The sequence below is a fragment of the Acidipila sp. EB88 genome, from assembly GCF_003858395.1.
In the GTDB taxonomy this organism is placed as follows: Bacteria; Acidobacteriota; Terriglobia; order Terriglobales; family Acidobacteriaceae; genus EB88.
On sequence record NZ_QWEV01000005.1, the window covers coordinates 852,669 to 868,091 of the forward strand.

The following is a 15,423-nucleotide window of genomic DNA, read 5'->3' on the forward strand; positions in this document are numbered from 1 at the left end:
CATGCTGAGGATATGAGTACACATCTCCACCATAATCTTGATCAGCTCCACACAAACCTTCTCACCGGCAAGCTGCCTCGAAATGTGAGCTGGCATGACACTATCAATCTCATCGGACAGCTGGGCGCTGTGGAGCCTCACGACAGCGACGAGTTCGTCTTCACAGTGGGTTCTCAACGAGCCTTTTTCACACCTCCACACGCGCACGAGCTAGGGGTCGAAGAAGTCGCACGGTTAAGACAGTTCCTGCGGGAGGCTGGTCCGACCCTGTCGCGTAGTGAAGCTCAGCAGCCCTGTCGGATGGTGGTGGTCATCCATCACCACGCAGCGCATGTTTACCAGGACAAGAGTGCGAAAGTTCCAGAAGCGGAGGAGACTGTGCGGCCCTACGATCCGTTCGGCTTTCACCATCACCTAGTTCACAAGAAGGAAGCCCACTATAAAGGAGAGCGTGTCCCGGAGGAGAAGTCGTTCTATGAGGAAGTCGCGAAAGAGCTCCTGCCAGCGAACGAGATTGTCCTGATAGGACATGGAACTGGCACAAGCAGCGCCGTGGACCATCTCGAGGGGTACTTGAGAGAAAACCACCCAGACATCTCAAGGCACGTCATTGCCACGGAGAACGCCGACCTGTCAGCTTTAACTGCACCCGAGATCGAAGCCATTGCAAAGCGGCATATGATCGTTGTCGTTTAGAGCGAACAGATAGACGCGGGCCCCGCGGTTTGCGGTTCACGGACGCAGAACACACGCAATGGAGACATATGCCCATCCTCACGGCTGGAACTAAAGCACCGAACTTCAGTCTTCATGTCACACCGGACCAGAAGCTTTCACTAAGCGAACTACGGGGAAAGCCTGTTGTGCTTGCGTTCTATCCCGCTGACTGGAGCCCGATATGCGGGGACGAACTCAGCGTCTTCAACGAGATCTTACCCGAGTTGCGCACGTATGACGCCGAGCTTGTCGCCATTTCAGTTGATGGTGCATGGTGCCATGATGCCTTCGCCAAGCATAAGCATCTGCACTTTCCCTTACTCTCCGATTTCGAACCGAAGGGCCTGACGGCCCGCGCCTATGGGGCTTACCGGGAAGCTGACGGGGTTTGCGAACGCGCTCTTTTTGTACTTGACAAGGACGGTCTTATCACATGGAGCTATTGCTCTCCAGTAGCCGTGAATCCAGGTGCGGATGGCATCCTGAAAGCGCTCGAAGAACTACCGAAATAGGAGAACTATGAGCAAGCTTTCCATTGCCGTCACGAAACATGATCACATTCAGGGCAACCCGGATGCAGCGTGCAGTCTCGTCGAATATGGCGACTATGAATGCCCGGCATGCGGTGAAGTTCAGACAATCATCAAGCGTTTGCAAGCTCATTTTGGCAGCCAGATGTCTTTCGTCTTCCGTAACTTTCCATTGCGGGAGATCCACCCATGGGCACAGCCTGCGGCCGAGGTGGCGGAGTTCGCTGGAAGTCGGGGTAGGTTCTGGGAGATGCATGATCTACTCTTCGAAAATCAGGAGAGCTTGGACGATGGTTTGTTCGAGGCTCTGATCCTGAAGCTCGATTTGTCAGGCTCGGACCTCAAACGAGCGCGTTCGAGCGACATGACAAAGAAGAGAATCGATGCCGATTTTGCCGGTGGTATTCGGAGTGGCGTCAACGGAACGCCAAGCTTCTTTCTCAACGGAGAGCGGTACGACGGTCCTACAGACCAAGAGTCTCTCGCTGCTCTCATGGAGCAGGTTCTCATCTCGGACGGAGACTAAGGAACGATTACGATCGAACCAGATTCATCCTCGTTCTTTAGTGCCAGGAGTGCTTTGTTCGCATCCTTGAGCGAGAAGATCGTTACCTGCGGCCGAAACTGGAGCTGCTGAGCAAGTTCAATGAAGTCGCGCGCATCCTCGCGAGTCATATTCGCAACACTGCGGATCTGCCTCTCTCCCCACAGAAGCGTGTCGTAGTCGAAAGCCGGCATGTGGTCCAGATGGATCGCGTTTACGGCAAGAACACCACCCTTCCGAAGACAGCTCAGGGCACTGATTACAACTTTGCCACTGAGAGCAAAAGTAATCGCCCGATCCAGCAGCGCGGGAGGAACTTCATCTTCGTCTCCCACCCAGGTCGCACCCAACGCTGCAGCGGCGTCTCGGTGTGCTTTCCCTCTAGTTACTACGTATACCCGACACTTCCAAAATCGCAGGAGCCGGATCGCCAGGGCTGCTGAGCTGCCGAAGCCAAAAAGCCCGACTGCCTCACCTGCTTTCACTCCCGCAACACGTAAACTCCGAAAGCCGATGATCCCCGCACAAAGCAGCGGGGCTACCTCCGCCTCGCTCAACCCGTCCGGCAATGCAAAGGTAAAGTCCTCCCGAACGGATACGAAATCAGCATAGCCCCCGTTTACGGTGTATCCCGTAAAGACAGGATGGTCACAAAGATTCTCCATACCGTTCAGGCAATACCAACAAGAACCATCCACGCCACCCACCCAAGAAACCCCGACTCGTGTTCCGTGGGGACTTCGGTCAGTAGCTCCGCCTACGATCTCTCCCACAATCTGGTGTCCAGGAATGATCGTTGGAGACAGTGAGGGCAGGTCACCCTCGACGATGTGCAGGTCAGTCCGACAAACGCCACAAGCAAGCACCCGAAGAAGTACATGCCCGGGTGTCACCTCCGGTGCGGGAACGTCTACGATGGCAACCAGATGGCCCGGTGTCTTGAGCTTTGGATCGTAAACGGCAGCTTTCATCGAGTACCTGCCTGGCAAGTGGTGAGCACCTGGCTAGCTGTTTGTAAATAGACCTGCACGAGGATGCCCCTTAGCGAGCGCGGGCGGAGTTGTTGGATCGATAAAATTCGATGTCCAATGCCAATTTCTGATCTCCGGCATGTCCTCAAGGTGCTGTCGAATGTAGGCATCGTGCTCAAAGAGCTTCCGGGTGAACAGATCAATCACGTCCGACGCCTCCAAACGCAAGCGAGGAACGTGCTTTAAGGCCTCGATTGCAAGGTGATAACGGCTCATCTCATTGAGAACAACCATATCGAACGGCGTGGTGGTAGTTCCGCGGTCCATGTAACCACGCACGTGGAAACGACCTTCATTTGCCCGCCCATGCACCATGCTGTGGATGAGCCACCGATTGTTATGGAAGGCGAAGACGACATGGGCCGTTTCTGTGAATAAAGCGTTGAAACTCATGTTGTCCATGCCGTGTGGATGATCGTCGGGCATCATGAGTGAGGTGAGGTCGACCACATTGACGACCCGTACCTTTATGCCTGGGATGTACTTCTGCAGCAGCCATGACGCGGCACAGGTCTCTATAGTCGGGACATCACCCGCGCACGCGAGCACAACGTCGGGCTCACCGATATCGTTGGTGGCGAACTTCCAGGTGGATGCACCCCGCGAACAGTGTTCACGGGCCTCATCGATGTTCAGCCACTGAAGCTGAGGCTGCTTGCCGCAGGTGACGATGTTGACGTAGTTTCGGCTGCGCATGCAATGGTCGAAGACGCTCAGAAGACAGTTGCTGTCTGGCGGATAGTAAACGCGGATCGTCTCTTTCCGACGAGCTAACGCGTTGTCCACGAAACCGGTCGCCTGATGGCTGAATCCGTTGTGATCGTTGCGCCATGCATGGCTTGTAAGCAGCACGTTAAGCGAAGCCAGCGGACGGCGCCACGGAAACTCGTTGCACTGCTCCAGCCACTTGGCGTGCTGGGTGAGCATGGAATCGACCACCTGTGCAAAGGCTTCGTAGGACGACCACATGCCATGCCGGCCGGTGAGCAGATAGCCCTCTAGCCATCCCTGGCAGAGGTGTTCACTGAGCACCTCCATAAGTCGACCGTCTGGGCTGAGTTCGTCGTCGATGGAGACAGTCTCGGCCATGAAGCAGCGTTTGGTGGCCTGAAGCACTGAACCGAGACGGTTCGAATCTGTCTCATCGGGACAGAACATGCGGAAGTTTTCCGGATTCATGCGGAATACATCTGCAAAGTAGTCGCCTAGTTTCCTGGGTGCTTCCGCTATCACCTCGCCGGGTCCGGGGATTTCTAGGGCATAATCCGAGTAATTCGGGAGATCGAGCGCCGTCAGAAGGCGTCCGCCGTTCACATGCGGATTGCCGCCCATTCTACGGTTCCCCAAGGGTGCGAGTTCCGCCAGTTCTTTAATCAAGGTCCCGTTTTCATCGAATAGCTCTTCAGACTTGTAGCTCTTCATCCAGGCTTCGAGGATCTTGAGATGTTCAGGATTCTCGCGAACGGTTGCGAGCGGGACCTGATGGGCTCGGAACGTTCCTTCGATCGGCACGCCATCCACCTCTTTGGGGCAGGTCCAGCCCTTGGGCGTCCGCATCACGATCATGGGCCATACCGGCTGCTTCTTGAACCCACTCTTTCGCGCTTCCTGCTGAATCGCACGGATCTCCTCGTAACAGTCGTCCAGAACGGCGGCCAGACGCTGATGAACCGTCTCGGGATCATCACCTTCCACAAAAAAAGGCTTGTAACCGCGTCCCGTGTAGAGCGCCTTCAGATCCGAATCGCTGGTTCGTGCCTGCACCGTCGGACCAGAGATCTTGAAGCCATTCAGATGGAGAATGGGAAGTACGGCACCGTCCCGAACGGGATTGAGGAAGTTAACACCTTTCCAGCTTCCTTCAAGCGGGCAGGTCTCGGATTCTCCATCACCGATCACGCAGGCAACAATGAGATCGGGATTGTCAAAGGCTGCCCCAAAGGCATGTACAAGCGAATAACCAAGCTCGCCGCCTTCATGCATTGAATTCGGGACGTGCGGTCCGCAGTGGCTTGGGACCCCACCGGGTGTCGAGAACTTCCTAAAGAGAAGACGCATGCCGTTCTCGTCGGTTGTGATCTCCGGATGAACCTCGGTATATGAACCTTCGAGGTAAGAGCTTGCATTCAGAGATGGTCCACCATGCCCGGGACCAGCGATGTAGATGACGTTCGCGTCACGCTCTTTGATCAGGCGGTTCAGGTGGATGTAAAGCATGTTTTGGGCTGGTGAGGTTCCCCAGTGCCCGAGCAGCCGGGGTTTGATGTGGTCTGCACTGAGCGGTTCACGCAGGAGAGGATTGCGGTGGAGATAGATCTGGCCTATGCAGAGGTAGTTGGCCGCCCTCCAATACCGGTTCATCTTATCCAACAGATCCCGCGTGAGCGGCCCCGTGATGCTAACGGACTTTGGTCGGACTATACCGTCAGAAGCAATAGCGGTAGACAAGCTCACATCAAAGCCAAAGAGAGGTGGTCGATCAGTCGCGACGACTTCTGTGGTGGGTTCGTTCCGCGAGGGACTTGCTTCGCTTTCTACTGCCTCATCTTGCGTCAGCATTGATGGTTCCTCGTCTCTTGTGCGGGAGATTTGATGGTGGGAGGAGCTCTCCATTTGATCCGGACCTGCGCTCTTCGAAAAGCGTCGCATGAGCGTGCCATGCAAGCTGATCCATTTTGCTCAGTTCTAAGGCTGGAAAATCGCAAGTTGACCTGAGGTAGTCATGCAACAACTACCCTCGAGATCAACTGGAATGGCTGTTTACACTCCTGTTCTGTGTTTGCTACCGCCCAGGTCTCGATCAGGCGTCGTGCGCGATCTTTCCACTTTTCTCTACCATCCGAGCTGGGTCTCGGGTTCAGGCCGCCACACGGCCGTCCCCACGTGCTCTAACCGGCCCTTGCTCGCTCCAATCGCGATAAGCTCCACATTCGAGAAATCGGCACATTCTTTTCCACCGGCGTGGAAGCTACAAACTTGAGCGCAGCTTGTTCCTAGCTCTGAGGGTGCTGCTCTCTCCGGAGCACCCTCAGAAACTTCGGCCGCTCATCGTGTACGTAGAACCTTCGATCTTCTCGCTGATCCAGAGTGCTCACGCGGATGTACTCGACGCACTGCCCTTTTGCAGGTTGAGCGGACTTCCCGCCTAAGCCGACCTTGCGGACTTAGTCGGCTTCACCGCTTTCTCAGCTCTAGCCGATTTCGCCGCTCTTCTCGTAACACTAAGCTCTTTGACCCGCGCCATTAGTCGTGCCACAAAGGAGTTTTCAACCCTTCCGATACGGGATTCGGAGGGAGGCTGTTCACTGTCTCGGTGAGGTATACCCCACCGAGACAATGAACATCATTTGATGTGTCCGGGCGAGTGGCCCACACTTCCGGGCCGACACGATCAACCCCGGTTATGCCCTGAGCGTAGTTTCTGTGCATGTTTTCCGACACGTCGCAGCAGAGCTTCCAGAGTTCCCAACTCTGAAGGCTCTAGTTCTGAAAAGACTTCATCCATCACCTTGATATGACTTTGAAAGATCGGCTTTATGAGTGCCGCTCCCACTTCTGTAAGGGAAACGATGCGAACACGCCTGTCGTGAGTATCCTCAACCCGGCTCACCAAGCCCTTCTTGTACAGTCGATCCACCGCGACACTGACCGAACCAGGATTGAGATTGACCTTCGGTCCGATTGTGTTCACAGGAGTCGGCCCCTTGTGCAGTAGCACTTCCAGCACCCGGAAATCGGATTCGCCTAGTCCAGCCTCCTCAATCTTGCCTAACGCATACGATCCGACCGAGCGGCTCGCAAGCATCCAGACTAGCCAGGTGTGAAGCGGCGTTGAAGGTTTACTTCTCATCTTTTCTGAATCCTCACCCAGTACATGCAGCATCCATTATATCGGAAACGATAGAGTCGATATCGATATGCCTTTGAAGATTCCGCTAAACGCGTGTATGGATCACAGCGGCCTGCCTCGGTCCCTCATCGTTGTGGTCCTGTGGCCGCTCACTTTTTTTAATGCCCGATTGGCCTTCGCGGGTCTCTTCCAGTCCCGCGTCACGCACGAAGCCTGAATACCTGGCTGGAATAAGGAGATGGTGATGACTGGGAATGCAATATCAGAAGCGGCGAAAGCCGTGATACGGCGGAACACGGATGAAGTGCAGGGTCAAGGCAAGTTCGATGTCTTCGACGAGCTGTTCGCTGATGGCTTTGTAGATCACACGACACAGCCGGGAACGACGCCGGACAAAGCTGGAGTCCGCAAATTGTATGGATACTTGCGGGAGGCATTTCCAGACTTTCATGCGGTGATTCACTGGCAGCTTGCGGATGGCGACACCGTGACGACCTACAAGACCTACCACGGTACGCACGAAGGGGACTTTCTTGGCGTCGCTCCCACGCACCGCAAGATTGATTTCGAGACAGTAGACGTGATGCGCGTGCAGAACGGGCAAATCACAGATCACTGGGGTGTGGGCAATCTGCTGAAGCTGATGCAGCAGATCGGCGGGTGGTCGCCAGGTACCCAAGCGCTGATAGCTGACTAGATTTTCCCTTCCTCACGCAGCTTGGATCGGAAGCATGCAACGGCAACGACGACACGAGGTAACAGGAGCAGCAAAATGCAAAAGCGATTGGCAGGTAAAGCGGCGTTGGTTACGGGCGGATCAAGGGGCATCGGGGCGGCGATCGCGGAACGGCTGGCTTTCGAAGGTGCAGATGTTGCGATCAGTTATGAGAAGTCGAGCGAACGAGCACAAGCTCTCGTCGAGAAGCTGAAAGCAACGGGAGTGAAGGCGATTGCCTTTCAGGCGGACCAAGGCGACCCTGCTCAAGTAGCGGAGCTAGTTAAGGCGACCCACAAGGAATTTGGCCACTTGGACGTTCTGGTCAATAGTGCCGGTGTCTTTGTTGCCGGCAAGGTCGACGATCCCGCAGCGGACACGGAGGCACTCGACCGCCAGAACCGGATCAACGTCGGCGGTGTGGTCGCCGCGGTGCGAGCCGGGGCCCCTTTGCTCGCACAGGGCGGCCGTATCATCTCCATCGGTACGACTGGGGCTACGCACATCGCCTTTCCGGGTCTGGCGGATTACGTGGGCGGCAAAGCAGCGGTCGCGGCCTACACGCGAGGTTGGGCAAGGGACCTTGGTTCGCGTGGCATTACGGTGAACGTGATTCAGCCGGGTGCGATCGAGACGGAGATGAACCCGGATGCAGGCCCGTTTGCGGACGTTCTGAAGGGAATGACCGCTCTCGGGCGCTATGGCCAACCTGCGGAAATCGCGGCTGCAGTCGCCTTCCTGGCGGGACCGGACGCGACGTACATCACCGGCGCAACGCTCAACGTGGATGGCGGACAGATCGCGTAGAGCGTTCTTGCGCTCCCGTAGCGTATCGACTTCTTTGTTGTCACACCATTCTTCCTCGTAGCGCTTCTTCGCACGATCACCTTGTATTTAGGAGTTCTCCATGGCACACCGCGTACGCATCTTTGAACAGGGTCCACCTTCCGTTATGCATTACGAAGAAGTTGAAGTCTCAGCACCGGGCCCTTCGCAGATCCGAATCAAACAAGAAGCAAGCGGCGTCAACTTCGTCGACACAATGTTTCGCGACGGAACGATCAAGATGCCGCTGCCCTTTGACATGGGTGTTGAGGGCGCAGGTATTGTCGAGGCCATTGGTGAGGCCACGCGTGGCTTCAACGTGGGTGATCGTGTGGCATATTGGTTCGCGCCCGGTGCCTACACCGATCAGCGTCTCGTGCAGGCAGATCTGCTTGTGCGACTTCCTCAGTCCGTTTCCGCCATTACGGCAGCAGCACTGATGGCCAAAGGTCTCACAGCATGGTCAGCGGTGAAGCAGATCCATCAAGTTGTTCCGGGTGAGACCGTCCTCGTTAACGGAGCCGCAGGAGGCGTTGGGCTACTGGTGGCCACTTGGGCAAAGGCACTGGGTGCCCTCGTAATCGCTCTCGTAGGATCTCCCTCCAAAGCAGCAGCCCTGACTCAACGGGGTATCCCCCATGTACTCGATGCGAACGATCCGAAATGGGTTTCGAAGGTGGCTCACCTTACGCAAGGTCGGGGCGTGGACGTCAGCTTCGAGTTGGTTGGAGGACCGAATTTCGCAAAATCTGTTGAGACTCTCCGTGATGGAGCTGCGATCGTTCACATCGGCAATGCATCCGGCTCCATTGCGGTCGACAAAGAGCTACTCGCGTCGCGGTCGATTACCTTCACGAAGTACAGTACAGCCCAGGTGATTCACAATCGTCACATTCTGGAGCTCGCTTCGTCAGATTTATTCCAAGCGCTTGAATCCAATGTTTTCGGTGAAATCGAAATCTCGACTTTCTCGCTCGCCGAAGCCAACCGAGCCCACGAAGCACTTGCAGCGCGGACGGTGACTGGATCAATTGTTCTGACCTCTTAAAGAAGAGTGGGGGTTCGTACCACCTACTTGATACCAACAGACGCACAGTGTTCGTCACTTCATGACCGTCTCAGGGTGCGTTTTTTAGAAAGAGAGTTTTTGATGTCCAACCTGGTGCCGTCCTTAGCCCCAAATGCAGCAATCAGCCAGCGCTTCGACATGGCCCGACAAGTCATTCGGGAAGCGGGTACTCTTGCCAACGACTACTTCCGCGAAATCGGGAAACTTACAGTCAAGAGCAAGGGCTCGCACGATCTGGTCAGCGAGGCTGACGTGAACACGGAGAAGCTCATCCGTGAGAAGTTCGCCATGCACTTTCCGGATGACGCGTTCTTCGGTGAGGAGAGCGGGTTGACGGATCTCAATCACGCAAGCGGCACCTGGGTCATTGACCCAATTGATGGAACGCAGCCCTTTCTCTCCGGAATGCCAAACTGGTGCGTCTCGATTGCATTCGTATGGAGCGGGGTTCTCCAATTTGGCCTTATCTATAATCCTCCGCACGACGAGCTGTTCACCGGAGGCAAAGGTTTCCCAGCCTACGTCAACGATGTTCCCATCCGGCCTAGTACGGGCACTGATTTCTCCGCGGGTCTGGTCAGCATCGGCTTTTCGCCTCGATCTCCGCATAGCTTCCTTTTTGACTCCCTGACGAAACTCCTGGCTGGAAATGGCATGTTTTATCGTAGTGGATCTGGAGCGTTGTCACTGGTATACGTCGGGGCTGGTCGTCTCCTAGGGCACGTAGAGCCGCACATGCATTCCTGGGACTGCCTGGGTGCCATAGCGATCATTGAAGCAGCCGGAGGCAAGGTGAACGCTTACCTCGTTGGTGATGCCTTGCTGAAAGGGAATCGGGTTATTGCCGGTGCCCCGGGAGTGTTCGACCAGCTTTGCTCCCTTCTCGAACGTGGAGAAGGCTGAGCGTATGACAGGATTAAGGAGAAATCATGCTTAAAGGAATCGACTCACTTCTCTCCCCGCAGCTCCTGCACGTGTTGAGTTCCATGGGACACCGCCACGAGATTGCTATTGTGGACGCAAATTATGCGTCGGATGCAGGGCAGCCGAACATCATTCGGATGGACGGTATCTCTGCGCCTGCAGCGTTACGGGCTGTTCTCTCGGTCCTGCCACTTGAACGGAAAGACCCTGAAGGCTGCTGGCGAATGATCGCCAAGTCTGACCCCATGAACGAACAACCCATCTTCCTGGAATTTCAACAGGCAATCGTCGATTTGGAAGATGCCGGCATGAAGCTTGTTCCAATATCTTCGGCGGACTTCAAGGACCGTGCGAAAGGTGCATACGCCATCGTCATCACGGGCGAGAAGCGTCCCTACGGCAACGTTCTTCTGCGCAAAGGAACCATCAATGTTGGCTAGGTTCATCACTCGTGAGATCTAGCCGGCTTCCTTTGCCGCGCCGATCAAACGCAAGCCCGTTCTATCGGTTTAGGAGAACCTTGGGTAGATCTTCTGGCACTCCTCACACTCGCGGTGTCACCTTCTGGCAGTGGCCAGTCCTGGGCCCGCCTTCGTGTCCGTCATCCAAACATCGACATGCAATCCACGACGGGTAACGCTTCTTCACGTTTTGGGCCTAGGCACGGGGTTCTTGTCTGGGCTATTGCAGCGGTCTTTGGCATGGGCGCTCTTCTGGCAAGGGTCGCTTGGCTTTATCGTGCGCTCGAAATGGGCAGAGGGCTTTACCTCCTATATATCGGAGTTCACTCCTACCGCTATGCTCGAGTGCCGATGGCCATACGCGCCACCAACGCAGTGGAGGTGCATTCCAGTTCCCGCCAGGCTTTCCGGCGCGGCTTCTCCACGAACTTTGCCGATCTCAAAGTCTTGGTGTTCTTCGCCAGCATCTTCAGTGCGATATTGAAGCTAGGAACTCCTTTGTGGGTTCGCCTGGCCGCGATCACAATCATCTTCTTCAATGACATTGCCTTTGGCCTTATTACTTTCTATGCCCCATGCCCGACGCGTATATACCCGCTCGAAGTCTGCTACTGGTAGGACCGCCGGTGCAGTTATGTCACTTTTGGGGATTTGCTTCAGTGTCGTTGATCAGATATCCCGTTCGCGCGGAGGTGACTAGAATCGTCAGGAAGGACGATCTGGGCGCCATGCAGGATCGATTATGACAGCCGATTCGTGGCCAGGTTCGCAAGCACTGAACCACTGTCGCTTCTCTTGGTTAGCCAACGCTGACGCCAATACTTAGCCAGAAGAGCGGTGGACTTCTCACCGGCATCCGCGGGAAGGACATAGGATGCTCTCTGATCAACCCCCATCGAGACATTTCTGAAGTTCCTTGCTGGTGGGACCGCATAAATGATGCGACGATTGGAACGGTGCCATCATCGCAGCGTTTCATTTTGATCGAGGACAGCGAGGAGGCGCACTCAGCGGTCGTGATCGATATCGATTCAATCATAGGCAGCGCTTTGCAGTTTGCAGTACAACTACTAGGTGTCATGACAGCGCTTCAACCCTTTTTGCTACAAATATGCACACGAAGCTCGGATGTAAAGCTGGTTATACGGAAATTTTTTCCAGTCTTCGTCAGCCGCGGTGTAGTGCAGATCAACACATACTTGGATTCCAGCCCTCTTCGGGGTGCCCTTGCTCAGCGTCGGTACAGTTCTCTTTCGTGATGTTGAGGCAAGCTCCTTGCGAGCTTCTTTGAGTGCCGCCATCGCCTGGTCGATCGTAGAAAGTAGATCCGTCTTCGCTATGAGAACTTAGAGTGACCAAGCCGCGTAGATCGACGAGATGGCGTGCTTGTCTTCTCTGACCGCGTTCATGGCACCAAGCTGCCGGCAAAACTCGATGAAGCACGAACATAGAGGCGTAATCTGAATTGCTGTTCCCTTCAGAGCTGCCCTTGCTACGTGCATATGGCTTGCTGCATCTACATCGATGTCGCGGCTGCGCATCCCCTCCACTTGGGCCTTCGCGAAGAGCCAAGCTCTCGCCGGTTTTAACGATGCTCGCGAGACCTGAGACACTGTGTTTGTGGTCTTGCGAAAGAATCGGCTTGCAGCCGGTGAGGAGTGAATGAAGACTTTTGAACAGGTCGCTGGCGGTAAAGTCATGCTGCAACTGCCGGAGCATGTAAAAGGGTCGGCAGTTTTCGGTGGCGCTCGAAAAGAGTACCGTTATCGCCTGGAGCGTTGCTGGGACAAAGGCTTGCCTACGGTCTTGTTCGCAATGATGAACCCGTCCACAGCAGAACCAGCGTTTGACGACCCGAGCATTGCGACGTGTCGACGCTATGCCGTCGCATGGGGATTCGGAACGTTGCTCGTGGGCAACACGTTCGCTTACCGAGCGACCAACCAGCGGCGCCCCATGGAGGTGGCAGATCGCGTCGGTCCGGACAACGACCGCAATCTGCTCAGGATGGCTCGTCAGGCTTCGCTTCCCCTTCTCGCCTACGGCCAGCCACACAAACTGCTTCGGCCGAGAGGGTTCGAAGTGACGAGAAAGTTGAGCAAGCGGTGCTTGCCACATGTGCTCGCGCCCTGCAGAGACGCGACTTCGGGTCACCCGCTGTCCCTCCGAGGAGACCTTCAGCCTACAGTCTGGCGTTGCGATAACCTCGAGAAGGCCCCTCTTGGGACGTGGAAGGGTAGAGCTAAACCTCTTCCCTTGTACGCTCGACCGAGAGTATGGCGCGAAGGAACAGTAATGACTTGCAGGACCAGGATCCTTGAACTGGCTCAAGGTGGCCGCAAAGGTTGTGGCTCTGGGCCTTACTGTGATCATCGTTGCGAATACCCACCGAATCTCTTCAGATCTCGGGTACACCCGGGCGAAAGAAACCGGAGCCGCCTTGGTGCGGACAGTTGGCCTGCTCTACGCTCGTTTCTTAGGGTTTCTGAAAAGTCCGCAGCCGCCTCACTGAATCCAGCCTGGAACAGCAATCGTTTTACCCGCCTCCGTTAGCCTACGCGGAACGGTGCCCATCAAACTACGCTTCCTCCCGGTCGCATGCAGCACCATCCCCATCGGCCTACCTATTCAGAGTTTTCCTCGTCCGTGCTGGCATGCTCGAGGTTGCAAGCGAGGGTAAGCATGGCGGCATCGCAATCAGCGGGGTGATCTTCCCCGCTTCAGGCGTGGTTCATAGTTGCAAACAAACATAGGTGAAACACGCGCGCACCACTTCGTGATAGCTGTAGGCGTGCGGAACAGTTTCGCGTGACTTATGGTCAATCGGGGACACGCCCCTGTCGTTCTTTGAGTTGCAATGCAGACTTGCAGCGTCAGCGGGCGAAGAAGGATGCTCCTGGCGCAAGATGGATCTGGGTAGGAGTATCGCGGTCTGCTGTCATAGTGTTGCCTTCGAGACGAAGCTCGGCTACCTGCAAAACAGTTCGCTGCTTCGAATTGAGCAACTCAGGGTCCAAATCGAGTCCGGACTGATGAGTGAAGTAGAAGATGTAAGCGCGCCCCCTGCTCACGATGACGTCGCAATGATGTCCGATGTTCCGGTCTGTGCGGTGTGTCCCTGGGATCTCAAGGATGCGGGTAGCTTGCGGCTGCCAGTGTGTGAGATCAGCCGAACGGTAAACGGCAAGGCCTTTCCAGGCATCGACAATGAGCCAGTTTTGACCCCGCCAGCGAAAGACCTTCGGTCCCTCGCTGTGGATGTCAGAAACAGCAATGCCAGACTCAGTCCAGTGAGAGAGATCGACAGAGTCGGCCTGATGAATGTAACTGTGACCGGCTTCGTCTTTGTACCACATGCGCCATTTGCCGTTGCCGAGAGGAAATACGCATGGATCAATCACACGGTTCGAGGCGAGATCAAGCTTGCGGTCAAAGGTCCAGTGCACTAGGTCCCGACTCGTGAGGTGATCAATCTCACGGGGAGCATTCCAATCCTTAAAGATGCCAGGAACGAGGGTGAGGTACATGTGGTATTTGCCGCGAACTTCAACGATCTCAGGCGCCCAAAACGTTGAGTCTGGCTTTGCGTTCGGGATCTCGGCTACGCCTTTGTAGGTCCAGTGGGCTCCGTCGGATGACGTGGCGATCCCAATATGAGTTCCGTGCAGCCACGAAACATCTTTCGGCGATGCAGGCGTCATGTCGGCCCGACGGTTCGTATAGAACAACCACCACTGCTTAGTGCCACGGTTCCAGATGATGGTGGGATCCGCGGCTCCATCGTGAATAGGATCGCGGTAAAGGGGCTTGGGGGCTTCAGAACCTCGAGCATGCACGCTGGCCGCAAAAAGAAGGAGAAATAGAAGAGCTAGCTTGGCGGACATTGACTTCCTCTCTAGATAGATTAGGGAACAGCCACAGCAACAACGGCAAGAACGATCTGGTCCGCTAGCCTTCTTGTTGGCAGATTATGCACAATGCGGCGATCACCTTCAAGGGAAACAACTTTCCGATAATCTACCCTTCGGGACCGAACGAAGCACCTCCTTGATATATGTGTGTGAGTTCCCTCTCTATGTTCCCAAGACCTCGAGCGCAGCGTTTCGCGTCAGGGCACAACAGCTTTGACCGAGCCAAGGCCACCACTATCTTCCTTGCTGCCGGCTGAACCGAGCCGTAAGGACAGCTGTGATCCGCCCCTGTCAGATAGTACGCTCTACATGCAGCATTGCTGAGGCTTTCCAGCCACCTGCGTTCACGCAGTGCGAGTGGCTCTACGCCTACATTTCCAGCATGACATGTGGCATGGACGACCAAAAGCTCTCCGCCGCTCCCACTCCGCCGGTCGAAGACTTTTGTCCTTGAAGTCGTTCGAGGAAGCGTCAATCATCCCTGAAGGTTCCGTCTACTTGGCTTTCCTGGTCGGGCGGCAGGAGAGACCGTTGTGCAAGCCCTGCACATGAATGACGATTGCCACTCCTCGAGCAGGATAGGTTGGGCAGAGCCCTTCCAGAGCTCTACATCGAGATCCTGTGCGCGAACGAAAGCCAGGCGCAGGGTGGTGTCGAATGGGCCAACTGTACGTTGCAGGATCGCCTCGCGAAGGGATCCGGCTTGGGAAAGTCTGCGAGATGCAGGCCAGCAAGGACCTCCTGCCCAAGCTAATGAAGCAAGGTAACGAGCGATTTTCGCTATTTGCAGTGAAAGCTGAAGATCCACATCGCAGGCTGAACGTGCAGATTCCTCCCCTAGCTGAC

The 15,423-nt window shown here is 55.6% G+C and carries 14 protein-coding genes; 10 read left to right on the forward strand and 4 right to left on the reverse strand.

The window, feature by feature from the left end:
* Positions 1 to 12 precede the first annotated feature (12 nt).
* The 3 genes from D1Y84_RS04400 to D1Y84_RS04410 all read left to right on the forward strand — a co-directional run bounded on the left by D1Y84_RS04400 (position 13) and on the right by D1Y84_RS04410 (position 1,773).
* Positions 13 to 696 carry a hypothetical protein gene (locus D1Y84_RS04400; RefSeq protein ID WP_124847443.1) on the forward strand — a complete coding sequence of 228 codons (684 nt, stop codon included), beginning with the start codon at positions 13 to 15 and terminating at the stop codon, positions 694 to 696.
* A 68-nt stretch (positions 697 to 764) separates the two neighbouring features.
* Positions 765 to 1,229, forward strand: coding sequence for a redoxin domain-containing protein (locus D1Y84_RS04405; RefSeq protein WP_124847444.1), 465 nt, complete (start codon positions 765 to 767; stop codon positions 1,227 to 1,229).
* Between the two features lie 7 nt (positions 1,230 to 1,236).
* Positions 1,237 to 1,773, forward strand: coding sequence for a DsbA family protein (locus tag D1Y84_RS04410; protein ID WP_124847445.1), 537 nt, complete (start codon positions 1,237 to 1,239; stop codon positions 1,771 to 1,773).
* On the opposite strand, the gene D1Y84_RS04415 is transcribed toward D1Y84_RS04410, so the two are convergent.
* The 3 genes from D1Y84_RS04415 to D1Y84_RS04425 form a co-directional block, all read right to left on the reverse strand.
* On the reverse strand, positions 1,770 to 2,762 hold the full coding sequence (locus D1Y84_RS04415) for a zinc-binding alcohol dehydrogenase family protein (RefSeq protein ID WP_124847446.1): 993 nt from the start codon (positions 2,760 to 2,762) through the stop codon (positions 1,770 to 1,772). The genes D1Y84_RS04410 and D1Y84_RS04415 overlap by 4 nt on opposite strands.
* 33 nt (positions 2,763 to 2,795) lie before the next feature.
* Entirely contained in the window at positions 2,796 to 5,381 is a 2,586-nt protein-coding gene (locus D1Y84_RS04420) for a phosphoketolase (protein WP_124847447.1), read from the reverse strand.
* 832 nt (positions 5,382 to 6,213) lie between these two features.
* Positions 6,214 to 6,705: a MarR family winged helix-turn-helix transcriptional regulator gene (locus D1Y84_RS04425; RefSeq protein WP_233581120.1), complete on the reverse strand. Its 492-nt coding sequence runs from the start codon at positions 6,703 to 6,705 to the stop codon at positions 6,214 to 6,216.
* Between the two features lie 205 nt (positions 6,706 to 6,910).
* Between D1Y84_RS04425 and D1Y84_RS04430 the strand changes: the two genes are divergently transcribed.
* The 7 genes from D1Y84_RS04430 (at position 6,911) to D1Y84_RS18860 (ending at position 13,219) form a co-directional block, all read left to right on the forward strand.
* A complete protein-coding gene (locus D1Y84_RS04430; protein WP_233581122.1) occupies positions 6,911 to 7,369 on the forward strand; it encodes an ester cyclase in 459 nt (152 codons plus the stop codon).
* Positions 7,370 to 7,444: 75 nt separating this feature from the next.
* A complete protein-coding gene (locus D1Y84_RS04435; RefSeq protein ID WP_124847448.1) occupies positions 7,445 to 8,194 on the forward strand; it encodes an SDR family NAD(P)-dependent oxidoreductase in 750 nt (249 codons plus the stop codon).
* A gap of 100 nt (positions 8,195 to 8,294) precedes the next feature.
* Positions 8,295 to 9,260, forward strand: a complete 966-nt coding sequence (locus tag D1Y84_RS04440) for a quinone oxidoreductase (RefSeq protein ID WP_124847449.1) — start codon at positions 8,295 to 8,297, stop codon at positions 9,258 to 9,260.
* Between the two features lie 102 nt (positions 9,261 to 9,362).
* Positions 9,363 to 10,184 carry an inositol monophosphatase gene (locus D1Y84_RS04445; RefSeq protein ID WP_124847450.1) on the forward strand — a complete coding sequence of 274 codons (822 nt, stop codon included), beginning with the start codon at positions 9,363 to 9,365 and terminating at the stop codon, positions 10,182 to 10,184.
* A 26-nt stretch (positions 10,185 to 10,210) separates the two neighbouring features.
* The gene (locus tag D1Y84_RS04450; protein WP_124847451.1) at positions 10,211 to 10,645 is read left to right on the forward strand and encodes an RbsD/FucU family protein; all 435 of its coding nucleotides are present in this window, start codon (positions 10,211 to 10,213) and stop codon (positions 10,643 to 10,645) included.
* A 177-nt stretch (positions 10,646 to 10,822) separates the two neighbouring features.
* Entirely contained in the window at positions 10,823 to 11,284 is a 462-nt protein-coding gene (locus D1Y84_RS04455; RefSeq protein ID WP_124847452.1) for a LysE family transporter, read from the forward strand.
* A gap of 1,080 nt (positions 11,285 to 12,364) precedes the next feature.
* The gene (locus D1Y84_RS18860; protein WP_370245802.1) at positions 12,365 to 13,219 is read left to right on the forward strand and encodes a DUF1643 domain-containing protein; all 855 of its coding nucleotides are present in this window, start codon (positions 12,365 to 12,367) and stop codon (positions 13,217 to 13,219) included.
* Positions 13,220 to 13,539: 320 nt separating this feature from the next.
* Here D1Y84_RS18860 and D1Y84_RS04465 read toward each other — a convergent pair whose 3' ends face one another.
* A complete protein-coding gene (locus D1Y84_RS04465) occupies positions 13,540 to 14,550 on the reverse strand; it encodes a family 43 glycosylhydrolase (protein WP_124847454.1) in 1,011 nt (336 codons plus the stop codon).
* Positions 14,551 to 15,423 lie beyond the last annotated feature (873 nt).